Origin of the sequence: Pseudomonas sp. p99-361, from assembly GCF_003935475.1 — a bacterium.
In the GTDB taxonomy this organism is placed as follows: domain Bacteria; phylum Pseudomonadota; class Gammaproteobacteria; order Pseudomonadales; family Pseudomonadaceae; genus Aquipseudomonas; species Aquipseudomonas juntendi.
Map to the genome: position 1 here is coordinate 1 of NZ_RHQO01000054.1, position 24,195 is coordinate 24,195.

The 24,195-nt window shown below is 64.8% G+C and carries 21 protein-coding genes and 1 pseudogene; 10 read left to right on the forward strand and 12 right to left on the reverse strand.

What is annotated here, in order from left to right; all coding sequences use genetic code 11:
• The first annotated feature begins 291 nt into the window (after window positions 1–291).
• On the forward strand, window positions 292–1,782 hold the full coding sequence (locus EGJ22_RS19740) for a sensor domain-containing diguanylate cyclase (RefSeq protein ID WP_009682713.1): 1,491 nt from the start codon (window positions 292–294) through the stop codon (window positions 1,780–1,782).
• Here the strand turns inward: EGJ22_RS19740 and EGJ22_RS19745 are convergent.
• On the reverse strand, window positions 1,779–2,255 hold the full coding sequence (locus EGJ22_RS19745) for a PA2169 family four-helix-bundle protein (protein ID WP_009682712.1): 477 nt from the start codon (window positions 2,253–2,255) through the stop codon (window positions 1,779–1,781). The two genes, EGJ22_RS19740 and EGJ22_RS19745, sit on opposite strands and share 4 nt — an antisense overlap.
• A 201-nt stretch (window positions 2,256–2,456) precedes the next feature.
• On the opposite strand from EGJ22_RS19745, the gene EGJ22_RS19750 reads away from it, so the two are divergent.
• A complete protein-coding gene (locus EGJ22_RS19750; protein WP_009682711.1) occupies window positions 2,457–2,675 on the forward strand; it encodes a DUF3820 family protein in 219 nt (72 codons plus the stop codon).
• Window positions 2,676–2,773: 98 nt separating this feature from the next.
• On the opposite strand, the gene EGJ22_RS19755 is transcribed toward EGJ22_RS19750, so the two are convergent.
• From EGJ22_RS19755 to ptsP, 3 genes are read right to left on the reverse strand one after another with little or no spacing between them, the layout of a single operon-like run.
• Window positions 2,774–4,513 (reverse strand): PTS fructose-like transporter subunit IIB, encoded by a 1,740-nt coding sequence (locus EGJ22_RS19755; protein WP_009682710.1) that lies wholly within the window; start codon window positions 4,511–4,513, stop codon window positions 2,774–2,776.
• Window positions 4,510–5,457, reverse strand: coding sequence for a 1-phosphofructokinase (pfkB, locus tag EGJ22_RS19760; protein ID WP_009682709.1), 948 nt, complete (start codon window positions 5,455–5,457; stop codon window positions 4,510–4,512). Before pfkB ends, EGJ22_RS19755 begins: the two co-directional genes overlap by 4 nt.
• Complete coding sequence (ptsP, locus tag EGJ22_RS19765; RefSeq protein WP_125920358.1) at window positions 5,458–8,310, reverse strand: phosphoenolpyruvate--protein phosphotransferase; 2,853 nt, start codon at window positions 8,308–8,310, stop codon at window positions 5,458–5,460. It abuts the gene before it with no gap.
• A gap of 388 nt (window positions 8,311–8,698) precedes the next feature.
• On the opposite strand from ptsP, the gene cra reads away from it, so the two are divergent.
• Together cra and EGJ22_RS19775 are read left to right on the forward strand one after the other, a co-directional pair.
• On the forward strand, window positions 8,699–9,694 hold the full coding sequence (gene cra / locus EGJ22_RS19770) for a catabolite repressor/activator (RefSeq protein WP_009682707.1): 996 nt from the start codon (window positions 8,699–8,701) through the stop codon (window positions 9,692–9,694).
• Window positions 9,695–9,696: 2 nt separating this feature from the next.
• Window positions 9,697–10,473, forward strand: coding sequence for a TatD family hydrolase (locus tag EGJ22_RS19775; protein WP_054881926.1), 777 nt, complete (start codon window positions 9,697–9,699; stop codon window positions 10,471–10,473).
• Window positions 10,474–10,494: 21 nt separating this feature from the next.
• On the opposite strand, the gene ampE is transcribed toward EGJ22_RS19775, so the two are convergent.
• The 3 genes from ampE to EGJ22_RS19790 all read right to left on the reverse strand — a co-directional run bounded on the left by ampE (window position 10,495) and on the right by EGJ22_RS19790 (window position 14,097).
• On the reverse strand, window positions 10,495–11,325 hold the full coding sequence (gene ampE, locus EGJ22_RS19780; protein WP_009682704.1) for a regulatory signaling modulator protein AmpE: 831 nt from the start codon (window positions 11,323–11,325) through the stop codon (window positions 10,495–10,497).
• Window positions 11,322–11,894, reverse strand: a complete 573-nt coding sequence (gene ampD, locus EGJ22_RS19785) for a 1,6-anhydro-N-acetylmuramyl-L-alanine amidase AmpD (RefSeq protein ID WP_009682703.1) — start codon at window positions 11,892–11,894, stop codon at window positions 11,322–11,324. The genes ampE and ampD overlap by 4 nt, the downstream gene beginning before the upstream one ends.
• A gap of 73 nt (window positions 11,895–11,967) precedes the next feature.
• Window positions 11,968–14,097: a DUF1631 domain-containing protein gene (locus tag EGJ22_RS19790; protein ID WP_009682702.1), complete on the reverse strand. Its 2,130-nt coding sequence runs from the start codon at window positions 14,095–14,097 to the stop codon at window positions 11,968–11,970.
• Window positions 14,098–14,265: 168 nt separating this feature from the next.
• Between EGJ22_RS19790 and nadC the strand changes: the two genes are divergently transcribed.
• Window positions 14,266–15,114 (forward strand): carboxylating nicotinate-nucleotide diphosphorylase, encoded by an 849-nt coding sequence (gene nadC, locus EGJ22_RS19795; protein WP_009682701.1) that lies wholly within the window; start codon window positions 14,266–14,268, stop codon window positions 15,112–15,114.
• A 376-nt stretch (window positions 15,115–15,490) separates the two neighbouring features.
• On the opposite strand, the gene trxB is transcribed toward nadC, so the two are convergent.
• Complete coding sequence (gene trxB / locus EGJ22_RS19800; RefSeq protein ID WP_003247318.1) at window positions 15,491–16,453, reverse strand: thioredoxin-disulfide reductase; 963 nt, start codon at window positions 16,451–16,453, stop codon at window positions 15,491–15,493.
• A 322-nt stretch (window positions 16,454–16,775) separates the two neighbouring features.
• On the opposite strand from trxB, the gene cysZ reads away from it, so the two are divergent.
• Together cysZ and EGJ22_RS19810 are read left to right on the forward strand one after the other, a co-directional pair.
• A complete protein-coding gene (gene cysZ / locus EGJ22_RS19805) occupies window positions 16,776–17,540 on the forward strand; it encodes a sulfate transporter CysZ (RefSeq protein ID WP_009682700.1) in 765 nt (254 codons plus the stop codon).
• A gap of 20 nt (window positions 17,541–17,560) precedes the next feature.
• On the forward strand, window positions 17,561–17,776 hold the full coding sequence (locus EGJ22_RS19810) for a TIGR02450 family Trp-rich protein (protein WP_047149869.1): 216 nt from the start codon (window positions 17,561–17,563) through the stop codon (window positions 17,774–17,776).
• A gap of 55 nt (window positions 17,777–17,831) precedes the next feature.
• Here EGJ22_RS19810 and EGJ22_RS26995 read toward each other — a convergent pair whose 3' ends face one another.
• A complete protein-coding gene (locus EGJ22_RS26995; RefSeq protein ID WP_370649550.1) occupies window positions 17,832–18,263 on the reverse strand; it encodes a methyl-accepting chemotaxis protein in 432 nt (143 codons plus the stop codon).
• Between the two features lie 108 nt (window positions 18,264–18,371).
• A pseudogene (locus tag EGJ22_RS27000) lies at window positions 18,372–19,148 on the reverse strand (PAS domain-containing protein); the annotation flags it as partial.
• Between the two features lie 176 nt (window positions 19,149–19,324).
• On the opposite strand from EGJ22_RS27000, the gene EGJ22_RS19820 reads away from it, so the two are divergent.
• Entirely contained in the window at window positions 19,325–20,515 is a 1,191-nt protein-coding gene (locus tag EGJ22_RS19820) for a glycosyltransferase family 1 protein (RefSeq protein WP_009682697.1), read from the forward strand.
• Between the two features lie 122 nt (window positions 20,516–20,637).
• Here EGJ22_RS19820 and EGJ22_RS19825 read toward each other — a convergent pair whose 3' ends face one another.
• The gene (locus tag EGJ22_RS19825) at window positions 20,638–21,120 is read right to left on the reverse strand and encodes a glutathione peroxidase (protein WP_125920359.1); all 483 of its coding nucleotides are present in this window, start codon (window positions 21,118–21,120) and stop codon (window positions 20,638–20,640) included.
• A 144-nt stretch (window positions 21,121–21,264) separates the two neighbouring features.
• The gene (locus tag EGJ22_RS19830; RefSeq protein ID WP_029887748.1) at window positions 21,265–21,750 is read right to left on the reverse strand and encodes a peptidylprolyl isomerase; all 486 of its coding nucleotides are present in this window, start codon (window positions 21,748–21,750) and stop codon (window positions 21,265–21,267) included.
• On the opposite strand from EGJ22_RS19830, the gene EGJ22_RS19835 reads away from it, so the two are divergent.
• Together EGJ22_RS19835 and pta are read left to right on the forward strand one after the other, a co-directional pair.
• A complete protein-coding gene (locus EGJ22_RS19835; protein ID WP_009682694.1) occupies window positions 21,749–22,051 on the forward strand; it encodes a DUF3565 domain-containing protein in 303 nt (100 codons plus the stop codon). The genes EGJ22_RS19830 and EGJ22_RS19835 overlap by 2 nt on opposite strands.
• A 31-nt stretch (window positions 22,052–22,082) precedes the next feature.
• Entirely contained in the window at window positions 22,083–24,170 is a 2,088-nt protein-coding gene (gene pta, locus EGJ22_RS19840; RefSeq protein ID WP_029887747.1) for a phosphate acetyltransferase, read from the forward strand.
• Window positions 24,171–24,195: the final 25 nt, after the last annotated feature.

Below are 24,195 nucleotides of genomic sequence, written 5' to 3' on the forward strand. Positions count from 1 at the left end.
TCGCGATTGCGCCGCGCGGGCGGCGCTCGCTCTAACAGGCGCTGCCATACCTTGTGGCAATCACCTGTCAGCCCTGAGGCGATCCCTGTGGAAGCGGGCATGCCCGCGAACACCGGTGGAGCCGGTGCCATACACCGCAACACTTGCTTCGCGGGCACGCCCGCTCCCACAGGGTTCAGCGTAAATCCAACATGCAGTACAGCGTGATTCCGTCGGACAAATCTTGTCCGACAATCCATGCTTCCCTAGAATACCGCCGCCGCGAATGGCCCTGCCCCTGCAGTAGCGACCATGCCCACCCAATCCCCGCCTCGAGCATTTTACAGGTCGCACCCCGAGCTGACCCTCAATTTGGGCAGTTGCTTCGCCGTGCTCGCTATCGTGACGATCGTCAGCTACCTGCTGGCCCGCGAGCGGGACAGCGTCGAGCAGTCGGCCGTGCGTTCAGCCAACAACATCGTGCAACTGATCGAAAGCGACATCCTGCGCAATGCCGAGCTCTACGACCAATCGCTCAAAGGGTTGATCTGGGCCGTTGGGCGCAAGGAGCTTCCGGAAATTCCCGGCCCGTTGCGCCAGCGTCTGCTGTTCAACGAGGCGTTCGTCGACCGCCAACGCGGTGACGTGCTTTGGCTGGACAAGCAAGGCAACGTGGTCGGTGACTCCACCAGCAGCGTGCCGCGCCAGGCCAACTTTGGCGATACCGGGGTCTTCAGGGCGCACCAGCACAATGCTCACCTGGGGCTGCTGGTGGGCCCGCCATTCAAGGCCAAACTGGGTGACCTGGACTGGTGCATCAGCTTCAGCCGGCGTATTTCCGGGCCGCAAGGCGAGTTTGCCGGGGTCGCCGCCGGGGCGCTGCGCCTGTCGTACTTCAACGACCTGTTCCGGCGCCTGGACATCGGCGATGACAGCAGCATCAGCCTGCTGAACACGGATGGGCAATTGCTCGCCCGGCAAACCTCGCGCCCGGAAACGCTTGAGATCGGTACCAATTTTGCCACTCGGCCGAATTTCAAACGCATTCTCCGCGAGCAGCACGGGAGTTTCACCGCCCCCGCGACTAGTAACGGCCAGCCACGCATGTTCACCTTCGCCCGGGTAGCGCAATTACCGCTGATCGTGCTGGTGCAGCATTCAGCTGACGAGGTGTTCCAGTCGTGGCGCCGTACCGCCACGGTGGTCAGTGTCGCCACGGGCGTATTGTGCATCGGCATCCTGTGGCTCACCTTGCTGCTGGGCCGGGAATTGCGCCGCCGCCACGAAGCCGAACAGGGCTTGGCGACACTGGCAGCTACCGACAGCCTCACCGGCCTGGCAAACCGCCGGCGGCTAGACCAGGTATTGCGGCAGGAGTGGGCGCGGGCGCAGCGCAATCACATGCCGTTGGCGTTGCTGATGGTGGATGTCGACCATTTCAAGGCATTCAACCAGCGCCATGGTCATGCCGGTGGCGACCATGCCCTGCGCGAGGTGGCCAAGGCCATCGAGGCATGCCTGAGGCGCCCTGCAGACCTGGCTGCGCGCTATGGTGGGGAGGAATTTCAGGTAGTACTGCCGGAAACCGACCTGGCAGGTGCTCAACTGATGGCTGAACGCATCCGCCTGAGCGTAGAGGGGCTGGCACCGTTTGCCGATGATGCCCGTGGGGTCACGGTCAGCATCGGCATCGGTTTGTCCGGCACCCAGTACGACCTGGCCAGGTTGCTGGGTGCCGCGGACGAGGCCCTCTACCGAGCCAAGGCCAAAGGCCGTAACCGGGTAGAGGGCCCAGAGGCTTAAGATCGGGCGCGAGCAGCGTTGCGCAGTGCTTTCACCTGGTCGTGATTACGCTGCACGCCTTGCAGTTGCTTCTCCACCAGGGCATAGGTAGTGTCTGAGGCAGTGCGGCCCAGTTTAACCAGCTTCTCACGGGCTTCCTTATAAGCCTTCAGGGCATGGTCCTCGCCGCGCTCCACTTCGTTGAGCACTGCTTCTTCATCCTTGCCGGTGACCATCGACTTAAGGTTGACCCAGCCGCGATGCAGATCGCCACTGAAGCTGGTAGAGGTTTCCGGGTCGCCACCCAGGCGGCGCACTTCGCTTTGCAGTTCACCGGCCGCATTGGCGCATTCGCCGGCGCGCTGGGCGAAGAACGATTTCAGCTCCGGGTTCTTGACATCATCGGCCGACTCACGAAAACCTTTCTCGCCGTCCTTGCTGTACTCGATCAGGTCGTTCAGTACATCGATCACGTCTTTGTTCGGGTTGCTCATGGTAAAGCTCCTTGGCAGGTGATAGTCATCTGGATAGGAGCAGTGTTCGTGCCAACCTGGAATGATCTTGAATATTCTTTAATATCAACAGCTTAGATAACAACCAAAAAAGCCGGATACCGGTGTTCTGCATGATTACCGCTTGGGCGCTCGTGCAGATTGCAGTATGTTCGGCGCTTCGTCATAACCCGGTCTCTTCTGATGAAACCCGAAACCCTGGAACTGTTGGTGACCCGCACGATGCCCTTCGGCAAATACCAGGGGCGATGCATTGCCGACTTGCCGGGAGACTACCTGGCCTGGTTCGCACGCAAGGGTTTCCCTACGGGGGAACTGGGGGGGTTGCTGGCGTTGATGCATGAGATCGACCATAACGGCCTGGGTGATCTGCTAAAGCCATTGCGGCAGAAGCACGGGTGAACCCGCTCCCTCAGGTGGCCCGCGCACTCTGCAAGCCTGCGAAATTCCTGTAGGAGCGGGCTTACCCGCGAAGAGGCCAGTACTGCCTATACAAACCGCTAGCCTTTAACGGGCGCCACAGCCAGCTCTACCCGCTCACTCTTCTTGATCACGGCATAGACCACCGCCGTGAGCAAACTGCCCGCGACGATCGCCAACAGGTACAGCAGCGCGTGGTTGATCGCATTAGGGATCAGCAGCACGAACAAGCCGCCATGCGGGGCCATCAGCTTGCAGCCGAAGTACATCGACAATGCCCCGGTCAACGCACCACCGGCGACACTGGCCGGAATAACCCGCAGCGGGTCTTTGGCAGCAAACGGGATCGCCCCTTCCGAGATGAAGCACAGCCCCAACGCCAGGGCCGCCTTACCGGCCTCGCGCTCGCTTTGCGCGAACTTGCGCCGGGCAATGAAGGTGGCGATACCCAGGCCGATCGGCGGCACCATGCCCGCCGCCATGGTCGCGGCCATGGGGGCGTAGCTCGACGAGGCCAGCAGCCCCACCGAGAACGCATAGGCGGCCTTGTTGATCGGCCCGCCAAGGTCGACACACATCATGCCGCCCAGCAAAAGCCCCAGCAGAATGGCGTTGGTGGTGCCCATGCTGTCCAGGAAGCGGGTAAGGCCTTCCAGCATGGCTGCAACCGGCTGGCCGACCACGTAGATCATCACCAGGCCGGTGAACAGGCTCGCCAGCAACGGGATGATCAGGATCGGCTTGAGCGCCTCCAGGCTGCTGGGCAAACGAGCCCAGCGGGCGATGGCCTTGGCGCTGTAGCCCGCCAGGAAACCGGCCACGATGCCGCCAATGAAGCCGGCACCCAGGGTGCTCGCCAGCAGGCCACCGATCATGCCCGGCGCCAACCCGGGGCGGTCGGCGATAGACCAGGCAATATAGCCCGCCAGCAGTGGCACCATCAGTTTGAAGGCCGCTTCGCCACCAATCTGCATCAGCGCCGCCGGCAAGGTGCCGGGCTCCTTGTAGGCCTCGATGCCGAACACGAATGACAGCGCGATCAGCAGGCCGCCCGCCACCACCATCGGCAGCATGAACGACACGCCAGTCAGCAGGTGCTTGTACACCCCGGTCTTTTCACCCTTGGCGGGCGCGGCCGCCGCGGCATCGGCGCTGTTTTCCACCTTGCCTTCGGCCAAGGCCTTGTCCAGCGTGGCCCGCGCCTGCTTGAGGGCGACCCCGGTACCACAGCGGTAAATACGTTTGCCGGCAAAGCGGGCGGTGGGCACCTCAATGTCGGCGGCCAACAGCACCACATCGGCCTGGGCGATGGCTTCGGCAGACAACGGGTTGCGTGCGCCGACCGAGCCCTGGGTTTCCACGGTGAGCTGGTAGCCCACTTGTTGCGCTGCCTGCTGCAAAGCCTCCGCGGCCATGAAGGTGTGAGCCACACCGGTCGGGCAGGCTGTGACGGCAACAATCTTAACGCCGGCAGAACGCTCTTCCAGCGCCGGCTTGCCTGGCACATCCGTCAGCAAGCGGGCGTTGGCCGCCGCCTCATCGAGGAAACCTTCGCGGTCGGCCAGGGCCTGCGACGGCGTGCTCTGGAACAGGCGCTTGCCGACGAAGCGGGACAGGTCAACCGGGCCGGTGCTGACCACCAGCACCCAGTCGGCCTCGGCGATTTGCGTCGCGCTCAGTTGCCGCTCGGGGTGTTCGGCATCCTGCACCTCGACACTGGTGCTCCAACCGCGCCGCTGGGCTGCGGCAGACAGCAAGCGGGCACTCAGCAAACTCGACACCTGGCCATTAGGGCAGGCGGTGACAATGGCAATGTTCATCGGCAACCCTCTTGTTGTTCTGTCAGTTGCACGGCCGCCTGCAGCCGAGCCAGTTGCTCACGGTCGCAGATGCCGAAGCCAACCTGGGTAACGGCCTGGGCGGCGATGGCGGTGGCCCGGGACAGGGTCTGCGCGGGCGCTTCGCCCTGCAGCAGGCCATGCACCATGCCGGCGACCAGGGAATCCCCTGCCCCCACCGTGCTGGCGACCCGCACCGTGGGCGGGACTGCGTGCAGCACGCGGTCGCGCATGTACCAGCTGACCCCCTGCTCACCCGCCGATACCACCACGTGTTCGATGCCGCTGGCCAACAGGCGCTCGGCAGCGGCGCCTTGCTGGGCCTGGGTAACCACTGCCTCGCCGAGCACTTCGCCCAGTTCTTCGGTATTGGGCTTGACCAGCCACGGCGCGCTTTGCAAACCGGCCCGCAAAGCTTCACCGCTGCTGTCCAGGGCCACCTTGAGGCCTTGGGCCTTGAGCTGTTCGAGCAATTGTTGGAACCACTCGGCGCTGACCCCACGCGGCAGGCTGCCGGCCACCACCACCGCATCGTGGCCTGGCGCGACCTGGGCCAGGCGGCTGAGCAAGGCATCGCGCGCCGCCTGGTCCACCAGCGGGCCTTGGCCGTTGATGTCGGTCACGCGGCCATCGGCTTCGACCAGCTTTATGTTGCTGCGGGTTTCACCCGCCACGCGGACAAAGCAGTCGGCGAAGCCGCGGGTTTCGATCAGCGCCTCGAACGGTTGCAGGTTGTCACCCCCGAGGAAGCCGCCCACGGTTACGCTGTGCCCCAGGTCGGCCAGCACCTGGGCGACATTCAGCCCCTTGCCGGCGGCGTGGCTGTGCTGCGCCTGGCTGCGGTTGACTTGCCCTGGGCGCAAGGTGCCCAGGCCGATGGTGAGATCCAGCGCCGGGTTCAGGGTAAGGGTGAGGATCTTGGCCATTCAGTAACGCTCCACCAGCGCGCGTACCGCTGCCGCGCTGTCCTGTTGCAGGGCCTCGCGCGCCAGGGCGCGGGCCGTTTGGTGATCGGCCTGGCGGACCAGGGCCTTGACTTCGGCAATGCTGCGCGCGGCGACGCTGAGTTCATCCACGTCCAGGCCCAGCAACACGGCGACCGCTTGCGGGTCGGCCGCCAGCTCACCGCACACACCTACCCATTTGCCATGGGCATGGGCGGCACGCACCGTCATGTCGATCAGGCTGAGCACCGCCGGGTGCAGGCCGTCGGCCTGGGCTGAGAGGCTTGGGTGGCCACGGTCGATGGCCAGGGTGTACTGCGTCAGGTCGTTGGTGCCGATGCTGAAAAAGTCCACTTCGCGGGCCAGCTGTGGCGCCAGCAGGGCTGCCGAGGGGACCTCGACCATGATGCCCAGTTGCAGGTCGGCGACCGGGATTTCGGCACGCAAACGCTCGACCATGGCCCGCGCCTCACGCCATTCGTGCACCTGGCCGACCATGGGGAACATGATACGCAGCGGCCGCTGGTCGGCGGCCCGCAGCAACGCGCGCAACTGGTCTTCCATGACGTGCGGGCGCTGCAGGGTCAAGCGCACGCCGCGCACGCCAAGGAACGGGTTTTCTTCGGCGGCAATCGGCCAGTACGGCAACGGTTTGTCACCGCCGACATCCAGGGTACGCACTATCAGCGGCCGCCCGTCCAGGCCATCGAGCACACGGCGGTACTCGGCCTCCTGGGTAGCCACGTCCGGCGCTTGAGGGTGCGCCATGAAAATCAGCTCGGTGCGCAGCAGGCCCACGCCCTCGGCACCTTGGTCCACCACCTTGGCGATGCCAGTGCTTTCGCCGATGTTGGCAAACACCTCGACTGCATGCCCATCACGGGTAACCGCGGGCTCGAAACGGCTGGCCCAGGCAGCCTGCAAACGCTGCTCGCGCTGGTCGCGCTCGGCCAGCGCGCGTTGCAGTTCATCAGCCGGCGGCGCCACGCTGACCGTACCGCGCTGGCCATCGAGCAGCAGCGGTGTACCGCTTTGCAGCAGCAGTATCGCGGCCCCTGCGCCAACCACGGCGGGGATACCCAGGGCCCGGGCGACGATGGCGCTGTGCGCGGTCGCGCCGCCCTGGGCGGTGACGATACCGGCCACCCGGCTCGGGTCCAGCCGGGCGACATCGGAGGGACCCACTTCGGTCATGACCAGCACGTAGGGCTGCTCGGGTTCCACTTGCGCCTGCACCCCGCACAACTGCGCCAGCACGCGACGGCCCACGTCACGCAGGTCGGCGGCGCGCTCGGCCAGCAAGGCATCATGCAAGGCCTCCTGCTGGCGGGCCGCGGCCTCGATCACCGCCATCCACGCGGCGGCGGCGCTCTCGCCTTGGGCCAGGCGCTGTTCGACATCGTCGGTCAGGGCAGGGTCGGCAAGCATCTCCTGGTGGGTGACGAAAATCTCGCCAATGGCTTTGTCGCTGCGCTGCACCAGCGCCTGCAGTTCACTGCTCACGACCGCCAGGGCGTCGCGCAGCTTCTGCCGCTCCTGCGTGCACGACTCGCCACGCAGGGGGTAGTCGAACTCGCGCTCGACACACACGTGCGCGGGGCCGCTGGCGATGCCTGGGGCGGCGCCCACGCCTTGAATGCGGCTCCCGGCCGGTGGCGCTTGTACCACCTCGGGCGCGGCCTCCGGTTCAGCGCTGGTGCCCTGTGGCAGCGGCTCGACTTCCTCGCCCAGGCCCTGCTCGATGGCGGCCAGCAGTGCTGGCAAGGCATCGGCGGCAACCGCGGGTTCGGCCAGCAATTCCAGCACCTGGCCACGGCGGGCGCCCAGGCTGAGCAGCTTGCTCAGGCTCTTCACCGACACCGCTGGCTGGGCGCTGTCGGCCAGGCGCACGCGGATGTCCCCTTCAAAGGCTTTGGCCAGTTGCGCTAGCACTTTGGCAGGGCGGGCATGCAGCCCATGCGGGTTGGCCAGCACCACGCGGGCGCAGGGCCAGTCTGGCAGCGCCTCGCCTCCCAGAACCTCCAGCACCGCACGGCTACTGGTGGCCTGGTAGAGCGTCTGCCCGCGGCCTTCGATCAGCACTTCGCACAGCCGCTCCAGCAAGGCCTGGTGGGCCGCGCCGAGGCTGGCCAGGCAAAACAGGCCATTGAGCGGCTGGTCACGGTAGCGCAGCGGCTGTTGCGGGGTGACGAAGGCCAGGCCTGGCTGGCGCACCTGGCGCTCGCTGTGCAGCCACCACAGGCCTTCGCCCAGCGGCAGCGGCTCGGCCTGCTGCAGCACGGCGGCAAAACCGCTGTCGACGCAGTCGGCGCGCTGCAACAGCCGGGCCCCACGCCAGGCCAGTTCGTCGAAGTCCTCGGCCGGCAGGTTCAGGCCGACCAGTTGCGCATCCAGGGCCAGCGCTTGCGGCGCGCCTTGCAGCAGCTTGAGCAACGCCTCGGCGGAGCTGGCCCGGCGCAGCGCTTCGGCCAAGTCGGTTTCGCCCAGCGCACGGGTCAGCAGTTGCAGCAGGCGCAGGTGTTCATCGGAACGCGCAGCGATGCCAATGGCCAGGTAGACCATCTGCCCATCACCCCAGTCCACCCCTTCAGGGAACTGCAACAGGCGTACGCCGGTGGCATACACCAGGTCACGGGTTTGCGGCGTACCATGGGGAATGGCGATGCCCTGGCCAAGGAAGGTAGAGCCTTGCGCCTCACGGGCTTGCAGCCCTTGCAAGTACCCGTCGGCAACCAGGCCATCGGTAACCAGCCGGTCGGCCAGCAGGCGCAAGGCCTCAGCCTTGTCGGCTGCCGTCTGACCCATGGCTATCTGCTCCTTGGCGAGCTCGAGCATGACCTTCTCCTTATGCAGTTCCCGTTGGGGTACTGGAGTATTGTTGTGAAATTCACGTAACGGCCAGCGGCGGGCTGCAGGCCTCGAGCTGCGCGTTGCAAGCGAAAGCGGGCAGTGCACCGACACGCTTTTTCTTATAGCTTGCAAGTTGAAATTTGCAGCTTGGGGCTGCCAGCCTAACGCTTGCAGCTTTCTCGGCCGAGGCAGAAAATCGGCAGCTGAAACGTTTAATCTGACCAGGCGGCCACGTTACTCGATAATCTGCCAAGGAAAAAGCCCCATCTTGTCGGACAATTGCGACAATAGTCGTCTGCGCGGATGGCCGGTAGGCGGTCAAACTAGCCGGCCCGGCCTGCCCGCCAGCCCCGGTAACAACAAGGAAAATTCGGTGAAACTCAGCGATATCGCCCGTCTGGCCGGTGTGTCCGTGACCACCGCCAGCTACGTCATCAATGGCAAGGCTGAACAGCAACGCATCAGCAGCAGCACGGTCGACAGGGTGCGCGCGGTGGTCGAGGCCCACGGCTTCACCCCCAACCCACAGGCTGCTGGCCTGCGCAGCCGGCATACCCGTACCCTGGGGTTCATTCTCCCGGATCTGGAGAACCCCAGCTACGCGCGCATTGCCAAGCAACTGGAACAGGGCGCCCGCGCCCGCGGGTACCAGTTGCTGATCGCCAGCAGCGATGACCAACCCGAAAGCGAACGCCAGTTGCAGCAACTGTTCCGCGCCCGTCGTTGCGATGCGCTGTTCGTTGCCAGTTGCCTGCCAGCCGAAGATGACAGCTACCGCGAACTGCAGAACAAAGGCCTGCCGGTGATCGCCATCGACCGCCGCCTGAACCCTGCGCATTTCTGTTCGGTGATCAGCGACGACCGCGACGCCAGCCGCCAGCTGGCCGCCAGCCTGCTGCGCGCCGCGCCACGCAGCATTGCCTTGCTCGGCGCCCGCCAGGAGCTGTCGGTCAGCCAGGCCCGTGCAGGTGGTTTCGATGAAGCGCTGCAAGGCTATGCCGGTGACGTGCGCCGCTACCAGGGCGAAGCCTTCAGCCGGGCATGCGGCCAGCGCCTGATGCAGCAACTGATCGACGACCTGGGGGGCCTGCCCGATGCCCTGGTGACCACCTCGTATGTGCTGCTGCAAGGGGTATTCGACACACTGCAGGCGCGCCCCGCCGGCTCCCGGCAGCTGCAGTTGGGCACGTTTGGCGACAACCAGTTGCTGGACTTCCTGCCACTGCCGGTCAATGCCATGGCCCAGCAGCACGGCCTGATCGCCGCCACTGCGCTGGAACTGGCGCTGGCCGCCATCGAGGAAAAGCGCTACGAACCTGGCGTGCATGCCATAGGCCGTACGTTCAAACAACGTATCGCCGCAGGCTGAACATGCGCCTGATCGACACCCACACCCACTTGGACTTCCCCGACTTCGACGCCGACCGCGCGCGCCTGCTGGCCAACGCAGCGGCGCGCGGGGTGGAGCGAATGGTCGTGCTCGGGGTTTACCAGGCGAACTTCCAGCGGGTGTGGGCGCTGGCCGGCGCCGAACCAGGCCTGTACGCCGCGCTGGGCCTGCACCCGGTCTACCTGGAACAGCATCGGCCCGAGCACCTGCAGCAATTGCGCGAGTGGCTGGAGCGCCTGCGCGGTGACCCACGGCTGTGTGCAGTGGGCGAATTTGGCCTGGACTATTACCTCGAACACCTGGACAAGGCCCGCCAACAGGCGTTGTTCGAAGCACAACTGCAGATGGCGTGTGATTTCCAGCTGCCGGCGCTGTTGCACGTGCGCCGCAGCCATGCCCAGGTAATTGCCACGCTCAAGCGCTACAAACCGGCACGAGCGGGGGTGGTGCATGCCTTTGCCGGCAGTTATGAAGAGGCCCGCGAGTACATCAAGCTGGGCTTTCGGCTGGGGCTGGGCGGTGCAGCGACCTGGCCGCAGGCATTGCGGCTGCGCAAGACCCTGGCGCGCCTGCCGCTGGACAGCGTGGTGCTGGAGACCGATGCGCCAGACATGGCGCCGGCCATGTTCCCAGGGGTGAGGAACAGCCCGGAGCATCTGCCCGAGATAGCCGGTGCGCTGGCACAAGTGATGGGTGTCGAGGCCGGCGAGCTGGCTGCAGCGAGTACCCGCAACGCGTGTGAGCTGTTCGGCTGGTAGCCGCGCTGCGCCCGCCTGATTTCAGGCCAGCACCGTCCACAGCGCGAACGCGGCATACCACAACACCCCACAGCGCAGCAGCAGCTCCCACAGGCTGTCCAGGCGCCCCAACCCACGCTGGCTGTCTTCATCGTCGGGAATGTCGTCGGCAACGCGCCCGACCCGGGCCACCAGGTGTGCGGCGCTGATGTGCCAGTTGAGCACCTCGTGCAGCATCACCCGCGTCACCGCCAGGAAATTGCCCACCAAGGCAAAGCTCAACGCCAGCACGCGCACCGGCAGCCAGTCCATGATGTGCCGCAACTGCTCGGCGCGCGCCTTCAGCACCGCTTGCCCGCTGCGACCAGCGCACAGCGCCAGTAACCGATACGCCAACGCTGCCCCCGGCCCCAGCACGAAATACCAGAAGATCACGGCGAAGAAGCCCTGGTACACCTGCCACAGCAAGTTGCCCTGCACCCGCACCAACAACGTGTGCGGCTCATCGGCCGCCAGGCCAAGGTCGCGCTCTGCCACGTGCAAGGCGGCCTGGTCATCGCCCCGGCGCCAGGCGTCACGGAACGGGCCGAGCGAGGCCTTGGCGTCGCCGCGGCCCAGGCTGTAGACCAACACCAGCAGATGCACCGGCAGCGCCAGCAGGCCATAGGCCACGGGCTCCAGTACGTGCAACAGCAAGACCAGCAGGGCGACCGGCGCCAGCACCAGAAGCGTCAGCGTCCACCACGGGTGAACCTTGCCGCTGCGCTCCAGGCGCACCAGCTCACCAAGGAAAAAACCGTCACGTTGAACCTGATGGCGCAGGGCCGAGAACTTCTCGACCCACAGCGCCAGCACCAACACCAGAAAACTCATGCCTTGTCCTCGTTGTGCCGCAGCGCTTCACGGTAGCGCGGCCAGTCGAATGCCGGGCCGGGGTCGGTCTTGCGCTGCGGGGCAATGTCGCTATGGCCCTGGATACGGCCCAGGTCGATGGCCGGCCAGGCACCGCAGATGTGCCGCGTAAGCTGTTCCAGCACGGTGTACTGGGCATCGGTATAGGGCAGGTCGTCAGTGCCTTCCAGCTCGATACCGATGGAGAAGTCATTGCAGCCTTCGCGCCCGTCGAAACACGAAACACCTGCGTGCCAGGCGCGGTCGCACAGCGACACGAACTGGGTCACCGCGCCATCACGCTCGACGAACAGGTGGGCGGACACGGTCAGGTGGCTGATGCTGGCAAAGTACGGGTGTTCCTGGGGGTCGAGGCTGTTCTGGAAAAATTGCTGAACCTTGCCGGTACCAAAACACGCCGGCGGCAGGCTGATGTTGTGAATCACCAGCAGGGAAATCGCTTCGCCCTCCGGCCGAGCATTGAAGTTGGGCGAAGGGCAATGGGTGATTCCGTTTCCGTGGAACCAGCCAGTGGCACGGTCCAATTGCATGGGGCAGATCCTGAAAACGCCTTGAACAGGACAACAGTATGCCTTGCGGCTCACGCCCTGTGCAGGTGAATGATCACGGGTGCAGGCCGTCAAGTACGGCCTCCAGTGCACGCTCGAACAACAGCCCGTCACCCAGCACCCGCACTTCGCCGCGCTGCAGTGCCCTGGCCAGGCTGGCGCTGCTCCACTCTCGCACTTTCAGGCCGGTGCGGTTGCTGAACACCAGCCTGTCGCTGTTCTCGACACGTGCTACCAGCTTGCAGCGCAGCGGTGGGTCTTCATCCAGCACCTGGACCCAGGTTCCGACGCGCAGGCGCTGCGCCTGGCGCACTGCCGCAGCGTGCCCGCTGTCGCCCCCTGGCGGCGGGCAGCCTGGTTCTTCGGCACTTGCCAGGACAATCGCTTGCGTCACCCGCAGCTGGTCCAAGGGTTGCCACTGGCCTCCCCCGCAGGCGCACAGGTGCAACCGCTCAAGCTGCTGGAAGAATGCGCGGGTCGTGAGCGAGTCCTGCGCCACGCTGGCCAAGCCGTCGCGCAACGCCTTGAGCAGGCCTGGCACCTGCTGCAACAAGGTTTGCGGCTCACGGCCCGGGGTAACGCTGAGCAGCAGGGTGTCCATGGTCTGCACGGCATCGCACCAGGCCCCGGAACCCTCGCCGTGCTTCAGCCAGGCCAGCAGCAGGACCTGGCTCCAGGCCTGTACCAGCATCTGCACCACCACCTGGGGCAACACCTGGCCGCGCAGGCGCTGGTTGAGCAATAGCTGCACCTGGTGCCTGGCCTGCAAGGTGCGTGCGCGGCCCTCTTCGGCGTCGCGGGTACGTTGCTCGAGCAAATCGCTGCGCCGCCGCTCCTCTTGGCTGAACGCGAGAAAATCTTGCAGCAGGTGGTCGAACACGCGGGTATCTTCGTCAAAATCACCGAGCACGCGCTGCACGATCAGCGCCACCCGCACGTGCAGACTGTCGCGCACATCTTCGCGGCCACTCTCCCAGCCGATGGCCGCCGCTGCGATTTCGTTGAGCAGCCGCCGTGCGGGGTGGCCAGCCCGGCAGAACAATCCCTTGTCCAGCAGCGCCACCTTCAGCAGCGGAATGTGCAGCCGGATGATCAGCGCCCGCAGGCTGGCCGGCAGGTTGTCGTCCTGCTGAATGAACGCGAATACCAGGTTCACCAGGTTGATCATGTCTTCGTCGGCGACCGCGATACGCCTGCGTATGCCACTGCGCACGCTGACCCGCAGCAGCAATTGCTCAAGCTGCTGGCCAAGCTCGAAGTCATCTGCCTCGTGCGTGGCGGGCACATAATGCTGCAAATGGGTCAGTAACCGCAGCAGGTCGGCGGTGCTGATCGGCTGGGCGGCAGCCACCCCCTGCAAACGTGGGGCAAATTGCCCCCGCACCGGCGCCAGCAGGGTTTGCAACGAGGCAAAAAACGCCTGCCCGGCTGCGTCCGCGCCCACATCCTGGCCTGGCATGGGCGGGCAACGTCGCGCGCCCAGGCGCCGCTCCTCGGCAGGCCGGCGCGGTACCGGTTGCATTTCGGGCAGCACGCCGGCGGCAGCCAGCAGCTGGTTGGCCTCGCCGTAGATCACATCGGCGTCACTGAGCACATAGCGCTCGAACAGCGTGAGCAACACCAGCTTCACCCGCAGGCAAACCCCCAGGTTACGCCCGGCATCGAGGAAGTAACCACATAATGCGGCGGGCCCTAGCGGGTTGTCGCCCTCGTACACGGGGCGGTCGAGCAGCACCTGCAAGCGCAGCCCGAGCTGTTGCAAGGCCGGGCGATGACGTGCCAGCACGCGCCCTACCATGCCTTCGACAGCAGCGCCCCGCTCGGCCTGCGCTTTGCCGCACGTGTTCCCCGGCTGGGCCAGGTGCAGCAACAGGTCCGCCTGGCCGATGCGGGCGAAAGTCGCATGGAAGATGTCGAGAAAGCCACGCTCAATGCTTTTGCGCTTCAGGCGCAGGTCGCGCATGGCCTCGAAGTACAAGTTCTGGTCGGCGTGCTCGAAGGCTTTGTCAGCCATCTCGAACAGGGTGTCGTCAGCGTTGTCGAACAGCGCCTGCAAGCCCAGGCGCAACTGCAGGGCGGCCTTGTCGCGGACTTGCAGCAGCAACACCGGAAGGCAAGGCAGAGGCGCACGCCGGCCTCGGTCGATGGCGGCCGCCAGGGGCACCACCTTGCCTTCTTCATGCATCCTGGACTCCTTGCAGGGTGTGTGGCCCGCCGCAGCAGGTATCGTCAAAGCTATGACGCCAAATACTGGTCGCCATTATCGGCAAAAACCCGCAGCGCTGCCAGCACGGATTCACCCCAGGCAGGCGCCCGCCCTATAATCGCGGGCATCTTGCTTGTGGAGCCGACCATGCCGAACCTACGCCTTGCCGACCTGACCGCTGAAATCGAAGCCAACGTGCGCCGTGCGCTGTTGGAGGACATCGGCAGTGGCGATATCACCGCGCAGTTGATCCCGGCCGAGCGCCTGGCCAAGGCGACCATCATCACCCGCGAGGACTGTGTGATCGCCGGCACTGCCTGGGTCGATGCGGTCTTCCGCCAGCTCGACCCGCGGGTGGCGGTGCACTGGCAAGTCACTGACGGTGACCGTGCCAGCGCCAACCAGCCCCTGTTTCACCTCGAAGGCCCAGCCCGTTCGCTGCTCAGCGGTGAGCGCAGTGCCCTGAACTTCCTGCAACTGCTGTCGGGTGTCGCCACCCGTGCGCGCTTTCTTGCCAGCCTGGTAGAAGGCACCCAGGTGCGCCTGCTGGACACCCGCAAAACGCTGCCTGGCCTGCGCCTGGCGCAAAAGTACGCGGTGACCTGTGGCGGCTGCGACAACCACCGCATCGGCCTGTACGACGCTTTCCTGATCAAGGAGAACCACATCGCCGCCAGCGGTGGCGTGGCTCAGGCCGTGGCGGCTGCGCACCGCATTGCCCCGGGCAAACCGGTGGAAATAGAAGTGGAGAGCCTTGGCGAACTGCGCGAGGCGCTGGCGGCGGGGGCTGACATCATCATGCTCGACGAACTGAGCCTGGAAGAAATGCGTGAGGCTGTGCGCATCACGGCCGGCAAGGCCAAGCTGGAGGCCAGCGGCGGGGTTAACGAGAGCACCCTGCGGGTGATTGCCGAAACGGGCGTGGACTACATCTCGATCGGGGCGATGACCAAGGATGTGAAGGCGGTCGACCTGTCGATGCGGCTGAGCCTGTGAGCTGATCGCAGGCAAGCCAGCTCCCACAGGGATCGCATCAGGGCTGATAGGTGTTTGCCACAAGATATGCAGCGCCTGGGGGATCGAGCGCCGCCCGCGCGGCGCATCGCGAGCTGCGCTCGCTCCTACGTTTTTTTCAGGCCAATTGTGCCTGTGGGATCTGCGCGCGAACGCCTTGGCGCATGCCTCAATATGGCGCCGTACGAACAAGGCGGCCGCGCGCGCCTGGCACAGGGATTACTGGCCCGAAACAAACGTAGGAGCGAGCGCAGCTCGCGATGCGCCGCGCGGGCGGCGCTCAAACTCACAGGCGCTGAAGATGCTGCGGCGAGCCGGTTTTCAGTTGGGGGCGCGTGGCCCCCGTGCGCTTGGCAAATCAGAACGAGGCGTTGGCCAACCCGTCCAGGTAGCGCTCGACGTCCAGCGCTGCCATGCAGCCAGCACCGGCCGAGGTAATCGCCTGGCGGTACACGTGGTCGGCCACGTCACCTGCCGCGAATACGCCTTCGACATTGGTGGCGGTAGCATTGCCTTCACGGCCGCCGTTGACCACCAGGTAGCCGTCCTTGAGAGTCAGCTGGCCTTCGAACAGCGACGTGTTCGGGGTATGGCCAATGGCGATGAACACGCCATCGACCTTGATTTCATCGCTGCTGCCGTCGTTGTTCTTCAGGCGCGCACCGGTCACACCCATGTTGTCACCCAGTACTTCGTCCAGGGTGGCGTTGAGCTTGAGCTCGATCTTGCCTTCGGCCACGCGGGCGTTGAGCTTGTCGACCAGGATCTTCTCGGCGCGGAAGGTTTCGCGGCGGTGCACCAGGGTCACCTTGCTGGCGATATTGGCCAGGTACAAGGCCTCTTCCACGGCAGTGTTGCCACCGCCCACCACAGCGACCGGCTTGTTGCGGTAGAAGAACCCGTCGCAGGTAGCGCAGGCCGAAACGCCCTTGCCCATGAAGGTTTCTTCCGACGGCAGGCCCAGGTAGCGGGCGCTGGCGCCAGTGGCGATGATCAGTGCGTCGCAGGTGTACTTGCCGCTGTCACCCTGCAGGGTAAATGGCTTGTTGGCCAGGTCGACAGCATTGATGTGGTCGAAGACGATCTCGGTTTCGAAACGCTCGGCATGCTCCTGCATACGCTGCATCAGAGCCGGGCCAGTCAGGCCGTGCGGGTCGCCCGGCCAGTTGTCAACTTCGGTAGTGGTGGTCAGCTGGCCGCCGGCCTGCATGCCGGTGATCAGCAGCGGCTTGAGGTTGGCACGGGCGGCATACACCGCAGCGCTGTAACCGGCAGGGCCGGAACCCAGAATGATGACGCGCGAATGACGTACTTCAGACATGTCGAACTCCTGTCGAGCGGGCCGATGTCGATACACCGGCGGCGCCAGCTGGAAAATTTAAAAGGACCCACGCAGCACTTGGGGAAGGCTACAACGCGCAGGCCCGGAAAGCGGAAAGGTGAACGCACTGTAGCGAGGTCGCAAAGATTAAGGAAATATCCTTCGACAATCCACCTCATAGGCATCGTCTATGCTGCGATTTCATCGGTGATCATACTGTCGATGCTTTTGTTACAGCCGGTTTCCCGACCCCACGCTGCCTTTCGTCGGCACGCCAAACTCGGTAAGGTCAGCGCGTTTCCCTTCTCTGCGGAGTACCTTGATGCAAGCCCCTGTCCTCTCTGGCCCCCAATACCTGCGCGAAGGCCTGAAACTGGTGCTCAGCCCCAACCTGCGCTTATTCGTGCTGCTGCCGCTGGCGGTCAATCTGCTGCTGTTCGGTGGCCTGATCTACTTCGCCGGCCATCAGTTCAGCCTCTGGGTGGATGCCCTGATGCCAAGCTTGCCGAGCTGGCTGAGCTTCCTTACCTACATCCTCTGGCCGCTGTTCGTCGCCTTGGTGGTGTTGATGGTGTTCTTCACCTTCACGCTGGTCGCCAACGTCATCGCCGCGCCGTTCAACGGTTTTCTCGCCGAAAAGGTTGAAGTGGTTGTACGTGGCGAAGACAACTTCCCGGCGTTCAGCTGGGGCGAACTGGTGGCAATGGTACCGCGCACGCTCAGTCGCGAAATGCGCAAGCTGGGCTACTTCCTGCCACGGGCCATCGGCCTGTTCATCCTCTCACTGGTTCCGGTGGTCAACGTGGTAGCCGCGCCGCTGTGGCTGATCTTCGGCGTATGGATGATGGCCATCCAGTACATCGACTACCCGGCCGACAACAACAAGATGAGCTGGCAGGACATGCTGGCCTGGCTGCGCCAGAAGCGCTGGCAGAGCCTGGGCTTTGGCGGGGTGACGTACCTGGCGTTGCTGATCCCGGGGGTGAACGTGCTGATGATGCCGGCGGCGGTGGCCGGCGCTACCCTCTTCTGGGTGCGGGAAAAGGGCGACATCCGCGTCAGCAAGCCAGGCAACCCAAGCGCATGATCCGGCAACAGGAGCTTCCGATGAACCGCTTCAACCCCGCCAAACTCAAGCTGTCCAAATGGACGGCCACCCACCCGGTGAACCGCGAGAAACATTTTCTGATCACCGACCTGGAGCACGACGAGACGGGCGTCCTGCTGCGGGTGGAATTGCAGGCGGTGCACAGCGGCCGCAGCCAGTGGCTGGACTGGCGGCTGCTGCGCGATGCGCAAGTATGGGCGATGGGCTGGCGATAACCTTGCCCAAGCCAGCAAACGCCCAAATGCCAGCGCAGCGCGCAAGCACTGGGCGTCAGTGGCCCAAGCGGCTGGAAAACTGCCCAACCACGTCCACCACCCGCTTCGCCCCGTCCTGGATCTCGACAATCACGTTGCCCGTCTGATCGGCTAGCGCCAGCCCCTGTTCGGCTTGGCGCTTGCTGGTGTCGATGATCGTCACCGCCGCTTGCGCCAACTGCTCGTTCTGCTGCACCACCCGTGCGATTTCCTCGGTGGCGCTGCTGGTACGCGAGGCCAGTTGCCGGACTTCGTCGGCAACCACGGCAAACCCGCGCCCCTGCTCGCCCGCACGGGCGGCCTCGATGGCCGCGTTGAGCGCCAACAGGTTGGTCTGCCCGGCAATATCGCTGATGGTCTTGATGATCGAGCCGATCACCCGCGACTGCGTGTCCAGCGCCTGGATACCCTCGGCCGCCTCTTGCATCGAAGCTTCCAGGCCGCGCATCACGCTGACACTCTGGGTGACCACCTCGGTAGCCTTGCGCGCGCTGGCATCGGTGCCCAGCGAGGTGGTGTAGGCGACATCCGCCGCTTCGGCTACCGCCTGTTCCTGGTTGACCTGGTCGGTGATCACGGTGGCGAATTTGACCACCTTGTACAGCACGTCGTGGGCATCGAAGATCGGGTTGTAGGAGGCCTCCAACCAGACCACCCGGCCGTGGGCATCGATGCGCTTGAAGCGGTCAGCCACGTACTCGCCACGACGCAGCCTGTCCCAGAACGCCTGGTAAGCGGTTGAGTTGGCCTCTTCCGGCGTGCAGAACAGACGATGGTGCTTGCCGCGAATCTGCTCCAGGCGATAGCCGACCGTGGCCAGGAAGCGCTCGTTGGCGGTGAGGACGTTACCGTCGAGGTCGAACTCGATGACCGCCGTGGAGCGCATCAGCGCCTTGATCAGGCTCTCATGTTCACGCGAAGCCTCGATGGTGCGGGTCAGGTCGCTGGAATGCAGGGTGAAGTACCGAATGCGCCCCTCGCTGTTCTTGACCGGCTGCAGGATCGAGCGCAGCCAGGCTTCCTGGCCATTGCCGCGCAACAGGCGAAACGCGCCGTTCAGGTGCTCGCCACGAGTGATGGCGGCTTTCATCCGCTGGTAGAAGTCCAGCGATCGCACATGGGCGGGGACGATGTCCTCGATGTTGCGTCCAAGCAGTTGGTCGGCCCGGTAGAGCATCTCGCTCTCGAAGTTGCCATTGACCATCTCGATCCGTCCCTGGGGGTCGAGTTGCAGCACCAGCATCTCGCTGTCGAGGCTGCTCTTGACCTGTTCGATACACATCAGGTCTTCGCGCAGTTGCCGGTTTTCTTGCTTGAGCTTGTTGTTGAACATCACCGCTCTCCTGAAGCGCAACAGGTGGTCGAATGCATCTTCATCGGCCGACGGCACGGCCCCTTGAGCGGCGCACCAGGAAATAATCTGCACGCTGCACAAGCCGATGGTCAGCTGTCACCTGCGCGCCACGTGACCGTCACATTGACGCAATCGTGCAGGCAGAAACTTTTGCCATGAACACACCTGCGCTACGCATCGCCCTCGTCAGCGAGACCTTCCCACCCGAAATCAACGGCGTGGCCAACACCCTTGGGCGCTTGAGCGAAGGGTTGCGCCAGCGCGGCCATCAGGTTGAGCTGGTACGCCCACGCCAGGCCGGCGATAACCACGCACAGCACAATCCACAGCTGGTGCTGTGCCGCGGTTGGGGCCTGCCGGGTTACCCAGGCTTGCAATGGGGCGAGGTGTCGATGCACACGCTGCTACGCCGCTGGCGCCGGCAGCGCCCGGACGTGCTCTACATCGCCACCGAGGGGCCGCTCGGGCTGAGCGCGCTGCGCGCTGCCCGGCGCCTGGGGCTGGCGGTGGTCAGTGGCTTCAACGCCAAATTCCCGCAGTACTCCGGCTACTACGGCCTGGGTTTGCTGAGCCGCTTGCTCACCCTCTACCTGCGCTGGTTCCACCGGCGCACGGCGGTCACCCTGGTGCCCAGCGCAAGCCAGCGCCTTGAGCTTGAGCGCCGCGGCTTCCAGCACCTGGGGTTGCTGGCCCGCGGGGTCGACGCCTGCCTGTTCAACCCGGCCCGGCGCAGCCAGGCTTTGCGCGAAAGCTGGGGGCTGGGTGCAGACGACATCGCCGTGCTGTACGTCGGGCGCTTGGCGGCAGAAAAGAACCTTCGCCTGCTACAGCCTTGCCTGCAGGCCTTGCAGCAAACCTATCCACAGAAACGCCTGCGCCTTGTTCTGGTGGGTGACGGCCCACAGCGCGCCGCCCTCCAGCAGCAGCTCCCCGAGGCGCTCTTCTGCGGCGCCCAGCGCGGCGAAGTGTTGGCACAACACTACGCCAGTGGCGACCTGTTCCTGTTCCCCAGCACAACCGAAACCTTCGGCAACGTAGTGCTCGAGGCCATGGCTTCGGGGTTGGCGGTGGTTGCCTGTGACCAGGCGGCAGCTGCGCAACATATCCGCCATGGCCACAACGGTGCGCTGGCCATGCCGGGCGACCAGCCCGCATTCATCGATGCCGCCTGCTGGCTGCTGGAGGAAGAGGAAACGCTACGTCGCGTGCGCCTGAATGCGCGGCAGCATGCCAGCCGCCAGGGCTGGCCGGCGATTGTCGAGCAGTTCGAGGGGTATCTGCACGCAGCCCGGAACCAGGCTGCGACTTCACCTGCTTCGAGGCTGGGTGCTACGCGATCTGTGTAGGAGCGGCCTCGTGTCGCGATCAGGCCGCAAGGCGGCCCCCGGATATCGGCATTGTTGCAACTATCGAGGGGCTGCTCTGCAGCCCGATCGCGACACAAGGCCGCGCCTACAGAGGGGCCGCATCAGGCCAACGCTTTCTCGATGGCCTGCACCACCGCCGGGTCATCTGGCGCCGTGCGGGGAGAAAAACGCGCCAGCACTAGGCCGTCCTTGCCCACCAGAAACTTTTCGAAGTTCCAGGTAATGTCGCCGGGGAACTCGGCGCCCTCGCCCGCCAGCAGGCGATACAGCGAATGGCGCTGCGCCCCGTTGACCTCCAGCTTGCCCGCCAGCGGGAAGCTCACCCCGTAGTTCAAGCTGCAGAAGTCCTGGATTTCCTTTTCACTGCCCGGCTCTTGCCCGGCAAACTGGTTGCACGGCAGGCCAAGCACATTGAAGCCCTTGTCCTTGTAAACCTGATAGAGGTTTTCCAGGGCCTTGTATTGCGGCGTGAGACCACACTTGGAAGCGACGTTGACCACCAGCACCACTTGGCCCTTGAACGGTGCGAGGGGCAGCTCGCCGCCGTTCAGCGCCTCCAGTTTCAGCTCGTGAAATGCACTCATGATGAACCCCCTCTCAGCTTCCGGGTTGCCGCGCAGGCAAATCGCGCCCACTAAAAAGGCGCCCGTTCAAACCGCCCACCTCCCGTAGGAAGGCAGATCGGCTTGCCCGAGCGCCTGGCGACTTTCTGAGCTTAGCGCAGAAAATCAGTGGTGATGGCCACCTTCACCGTGGATGTGACGGTGAGCGATTTCTTCGTCGCTGGCGTCACGCACGTTGACGACCTTGACCTTGAAGTTCAGACGCTGGCCAGCCAGCGGGTGGTTGCCGTCAACGGTGATGTCGTCGCCGTCCACGTCGCGGATGGTCACGATCTGCATCTGGCCATCCGGCGCCGAAGCGTGGAACTGCATACCCACTTCCAGCTGGTCGACGCCTTCGAACAGGCTGCGGTTCAGGGTGCTGACCAGCTCGGCCAGGTATTCGCCGTAGGCGTCTTCCGGCTCGATGGCAACTTCCAGTTCGTCACCGGCTTGCTTGCCTTCCAGGGCTTTTTCCAGGCCTGGGATGATGTTGCCGGCACCGTGCAGGTAAACCAGCGGCGCGCCACCGGCGGAGCTGTCGATGGTCTCCCCGGCGTCGTTGGTCAGGGTATAGTCGATGGAGACAGCCTTGTTGGCGGCGATCAGCATGGGGCAAGACCTTTTGCAAAAGAATGTAGAGCGCACCAGTGTAACCAAGCCATCGCCCGATTGCGAACGCACTGGGGTGCAGCAACGGTCCATCAGTCGGATCATCGGCTTTCACCAGGACGAAGAAGGCCACTGGGTAGCCGAGCTGTCCTGCGGCCACACCCAGCACCTGCGCCACCAACCGCCGTGGCAGGCACGCCCGTGGGTGCTCGACCCGGCCCAGCGCCTGCAGCGTATCGGCCAGCCGTTCGCATGTGGCTGGTGCGCACAAGGGGCCGATAGCGCTACCCTTGGCCGTTAATTTCTTGCACCGCTTATTTCGAGAAGCACGCATGCAGACATTTTTCATTGCGCCGACCGACTTTGGTGTCGGCCTGACGTCGATCAGCCTGGGCCTGGTGCGTACCCTGGAACGGGCCGGGCTGAAGGTGGGTTTCTTCAAGCCCATCGCCCAGCCCCACCCGGGCGACACCGGCCCCGAACGCTCCAGCGAACTGGTCGCCCGTACCCACGGCATCAAGCCCCCCGTGCCGATGAGCCTGGCCCAGGTCGAGCGCATGCTCGGCGATGGCCAACTGGACGAACTGCTGGAAGAAATCATCCGGCTTTACCAGCAAGCCTGCATCGGCAATGACGTGGTCGTGGTCGAAGGCATGGTGCCCACGCGCCACGCCAGCTATGCCGCGCGGGTCAACCTGCACCTGGCCAAGAGCCTGGATGCCGAGGTGATCCTGGTCTCGGCGCCGGAAAACGAAGTGCTCAGCGAGCTGTCCGGGCGGGTCGAACTGCAGGCGCAACTGTTCGGCGGCCCACGCGACCCGAAAGTACTGGGGGTGATCCTCAACAAGGTCCGCACCGACGAAAGCATGGCCGACTTCGCCACCCGCCTGCGCGAACACTCGCCGCTGCTGCGCGGCAATGACTTTCGCCTGCTGGGCTGCATCCCCTATCAACCCGAGCTGAACGCACCGCGCACCCGCGACGTGGCCGAGTTGCTTGGCGCCCAGGTGCTCAATGCCGGCGATTACGAACAACGGCGCATGAGCAAGATCATCATCTGCGCGCGCACCGTGGCCAATACCGTGCCACTGCTCACCTCCGGCACCTTGGTCGTCACACCGGGCGACCGCGACGACATCATCCTGGCCGTCAGCCTGGCTGCGATCAATGGCGTACCGCTGGCCGGCCTGTTGTTGACCAGTGACAGCAAACCGGACGCTCGCATCCTCGGGCTGTGCCGCGGCGCGCTGCAGGCGGGCCTGCCGATCCTGTCGGTCAGTACCGGTTCGTACGACACCGCCAACCAGCTCAATTCGCTCAACCGGGAAATCCCGGTGGACGACCGCGAACGCGCCGAGTTCATCACCGACTTTGTCGCCAGCCACCTCGACGCAGCCTGGCTGCACCAACGTTGCGGCACCCCGCGCGAGCTGCGCCTGTCGCCGGCGGTGTTCCGCTACCAATTGATCCAGCGCGCGCAGCAGGCAAACAAGCGCATCGTTCTGCCAGAAGGTGCAGAGCCGCTGCTGGTGCAGGCAGCGGCCATCTGCCAGGCCCGTGGCATCGCCCGCTGCGTGCTGCTGGCCAAGCCCGAAGATGTCGACGCCGTCGCCCGCGCGCAGGGCATCACCCTGCCACCAGGCCTGGAAATACTGGACCCGGAGCTGATTCGCGGGCGCTATGTGGAGCCGATGGTGGAGCTGCGCAAAAGCAAGAACCTCAACGCGCCGATGGCCGAGCAGCAACTGGAAGACCCGGTGGTGATCGGCACCATGATGCTGGCCCTGGATGAGGTGGACGGCCTGGTGTCGGGGCTGGTGCATTCCACCGCCAACACCATCCGCCCTGCCCTGCAGTTGATCAAGACCGCGCCGGGGGCGAGCCTGGTATCGTCGGTGTTCTTCATGCTGTTCCCCGAGCAGGTACTGGTGTACGGCGACTGCGTGATGAACCCTCACCCAAGTGCCGCCGAACTGGCGGAGATCGCCCGGCAAAGTGCCGAATCGGCGCAAGCCTTCGGCATCGCGCCACGGGTGGCGATGATCAGTTATTCAAGCGATTCGGCCAGCGATGAGGAAGTGGGGAAAGTGCGCGAGGCGACCCGCCTGGCGCAGGCCGCCACGCAAGGCTTGCTGATCGATGGGCCGCTGCAATACGACGCTGCAGCCAACCCGGCAATTGCCCGGGACTTGGCGCCCACCAGCCAGGTGGCCGGGCGCGCCACGGTCTTCGTATTCCCCGACCTGAACACCGGCAATACCACGCACAAGGCGGTGCAGCGCAGTGCCGACGGGGTCAGCCTGGGGCCAATGCTGCAGGGCCTGCGCAAGCCGGTGAACGACCTGCCACGCGGGGCGCAGGTGGACGATATCGTCCATACCATTGCCCTCACGGCGATTCAGGCCAGCGTAGGGCGCTGAAACAAACGGGGCCGCAACGCGGCCC

What these genes read in the sequence shown, in the direction of transcription:
- EGJ22_RS19835 (WP_009682694.1), top strand. Translation starts at nt 21,749, where the DNA reads ATGGGGCAAGACCTTTTGCAAAAGAATGTAGAGCGCACCAGTGTAACC.
- EGJ22_RS19755 (WP_009682710.1), bottom strand. Translation starts at nt 4,513, where the DNA reads ATGAACATTGCCATTGTCACCGCCTGCCCTAATGGCCAGGTGTCGAGT.
- cysZ (WP_009682700.1), top strand. Translation starts at nt 16,776, where the DNA reads ATGCAAGCCCCTGTCCTCTCTGGCCCCCAATACCTGCGCGAAGGCCTG.
- ptsP (WP_125920358.1), bottom strand. Translation starts at nt 8,310, where the DNA reads ATGCTCGAGCTCGCCAAGGAGCAGATAGCCATGGGTCAGACGGCAGCC.
- EGJ22_RS19775 (WP_054881926.1), top strand. Translation starts at nt 9,697, where the DNA reads ATGCGCCTGATCGACACCCACACCCACTTGGACTTCCCCGACTTCGAC.
- ampE (WP_009682704.1), bottom strand. Translation starts at nt 11,325, where the DNA reads ATGAGTTTTCTGGTGTTGGTGCTGGCGCTGTGGGTCGAGAAGTTCTCG.
- EGJ22_RS19820 (WP_009682697.1), top strand. Translation starts at nt 19,325, where the DNA reads ATGAACACACCTGCGCTACGCATCGCCCTCGTCAGCGAGACCTTCCCA.
- ampD (WP_009682703.1), bottom strand. Translation starts at nt 11,894, where the DNA reads ATGCAATTGGACCGTGCCACTGGCTGGTTCCACGGAAACGGAATCACC.
- pfkB (WP_009682709.1), bottom strand. Translation starts at nt 5,457, where the DNA reads ATGGCCAAGATCCTCACCCTTACCCTGAACCCGGCGCTGGATCTCACC.
- EGJ22_RS19750 (WP_009682711.1), top strand. Translation starts at nt 2,457, where the DNA reads ATGAAACCCGAAACCCTGGAACTGTTGGTGACCCGCACGATGCCCTTC.
- EGJ22_RS19740 (WP_009682713.1), top strand. Translation starts at nt 292, where the DNA reads ATGCCCACCCAATCCCCGCCTCGAGCATTTTACAGGTCGCACCCCGAG.
- pta (WP_029887747.1), top strand. Translation starts at nt 22,083, where the DNA reads ATGCAGACATTTTTCATTGCGCCGACCGACTTTGGTGTCGGCCTGACG.
- EGJ22_RS19830 (WP_029887748.1), bottom strand. Translation starts at nt 21,750, where the DNA reads ATGCTGATCGCCGCCAACAAGGCTGTCTCCATCGACTATACCCTGACC.
- EGJ22_RS26995 (WP_370649550.1), bottom strand. Translation starts at nt 18,263, where the DNA reads ATGCGCGGCCTGGAAGCTTCGATGCAAGAGGCGGCCGAGGGTATCCAG.
- EGJ22_RS19790 (WP_009682702.1), bottom strand. Translation starts at nt 14,097, where the DNA reads ATGCATGAAGAAGGCAAGGTGGTGCCCCTGGCGGCCGCCATCGACCGA.
- trxB (WP_003247318.1), bottom strand. Translation starts at nt 16,453, where the DNA reads ATGTCTGAAGTACGTCATTCGCGCGTCATCATTCTGGGTTCCGGCCCT.
- EGJ22_RS19745 (WP_009682712.1), bottom strand. Translation starts at nt 2,255, where the DNA reads ATGAGCAACCCGAACAAAGACGTGATCGATGTACTGAACGACCTGATC.
- EGJ22_RS19825 (WP_125920359.1), bottom strand. Translation starts at nt 21,120, where the DNA reads ATGAGTGCATTTCACGAGCTGAAACTGGAGGCGCTGAACGGCGGCGAG.
- EGJ22_RS19810 (WP_047149869.1), top strand. Translation starts at nt 17,561, where the DNA reads ATGAACCGCTTCAACCCCGCCAAACTCAAGCTGTCCAAATGGACGGCC.
- nadC (WP_009682701.1), top strand. Translation starts at nt 14,266, where the DNA reads ATGCCGAACCTACGCCTTGCCGACCTGACCGCTGAAATCGAAGCCAAC.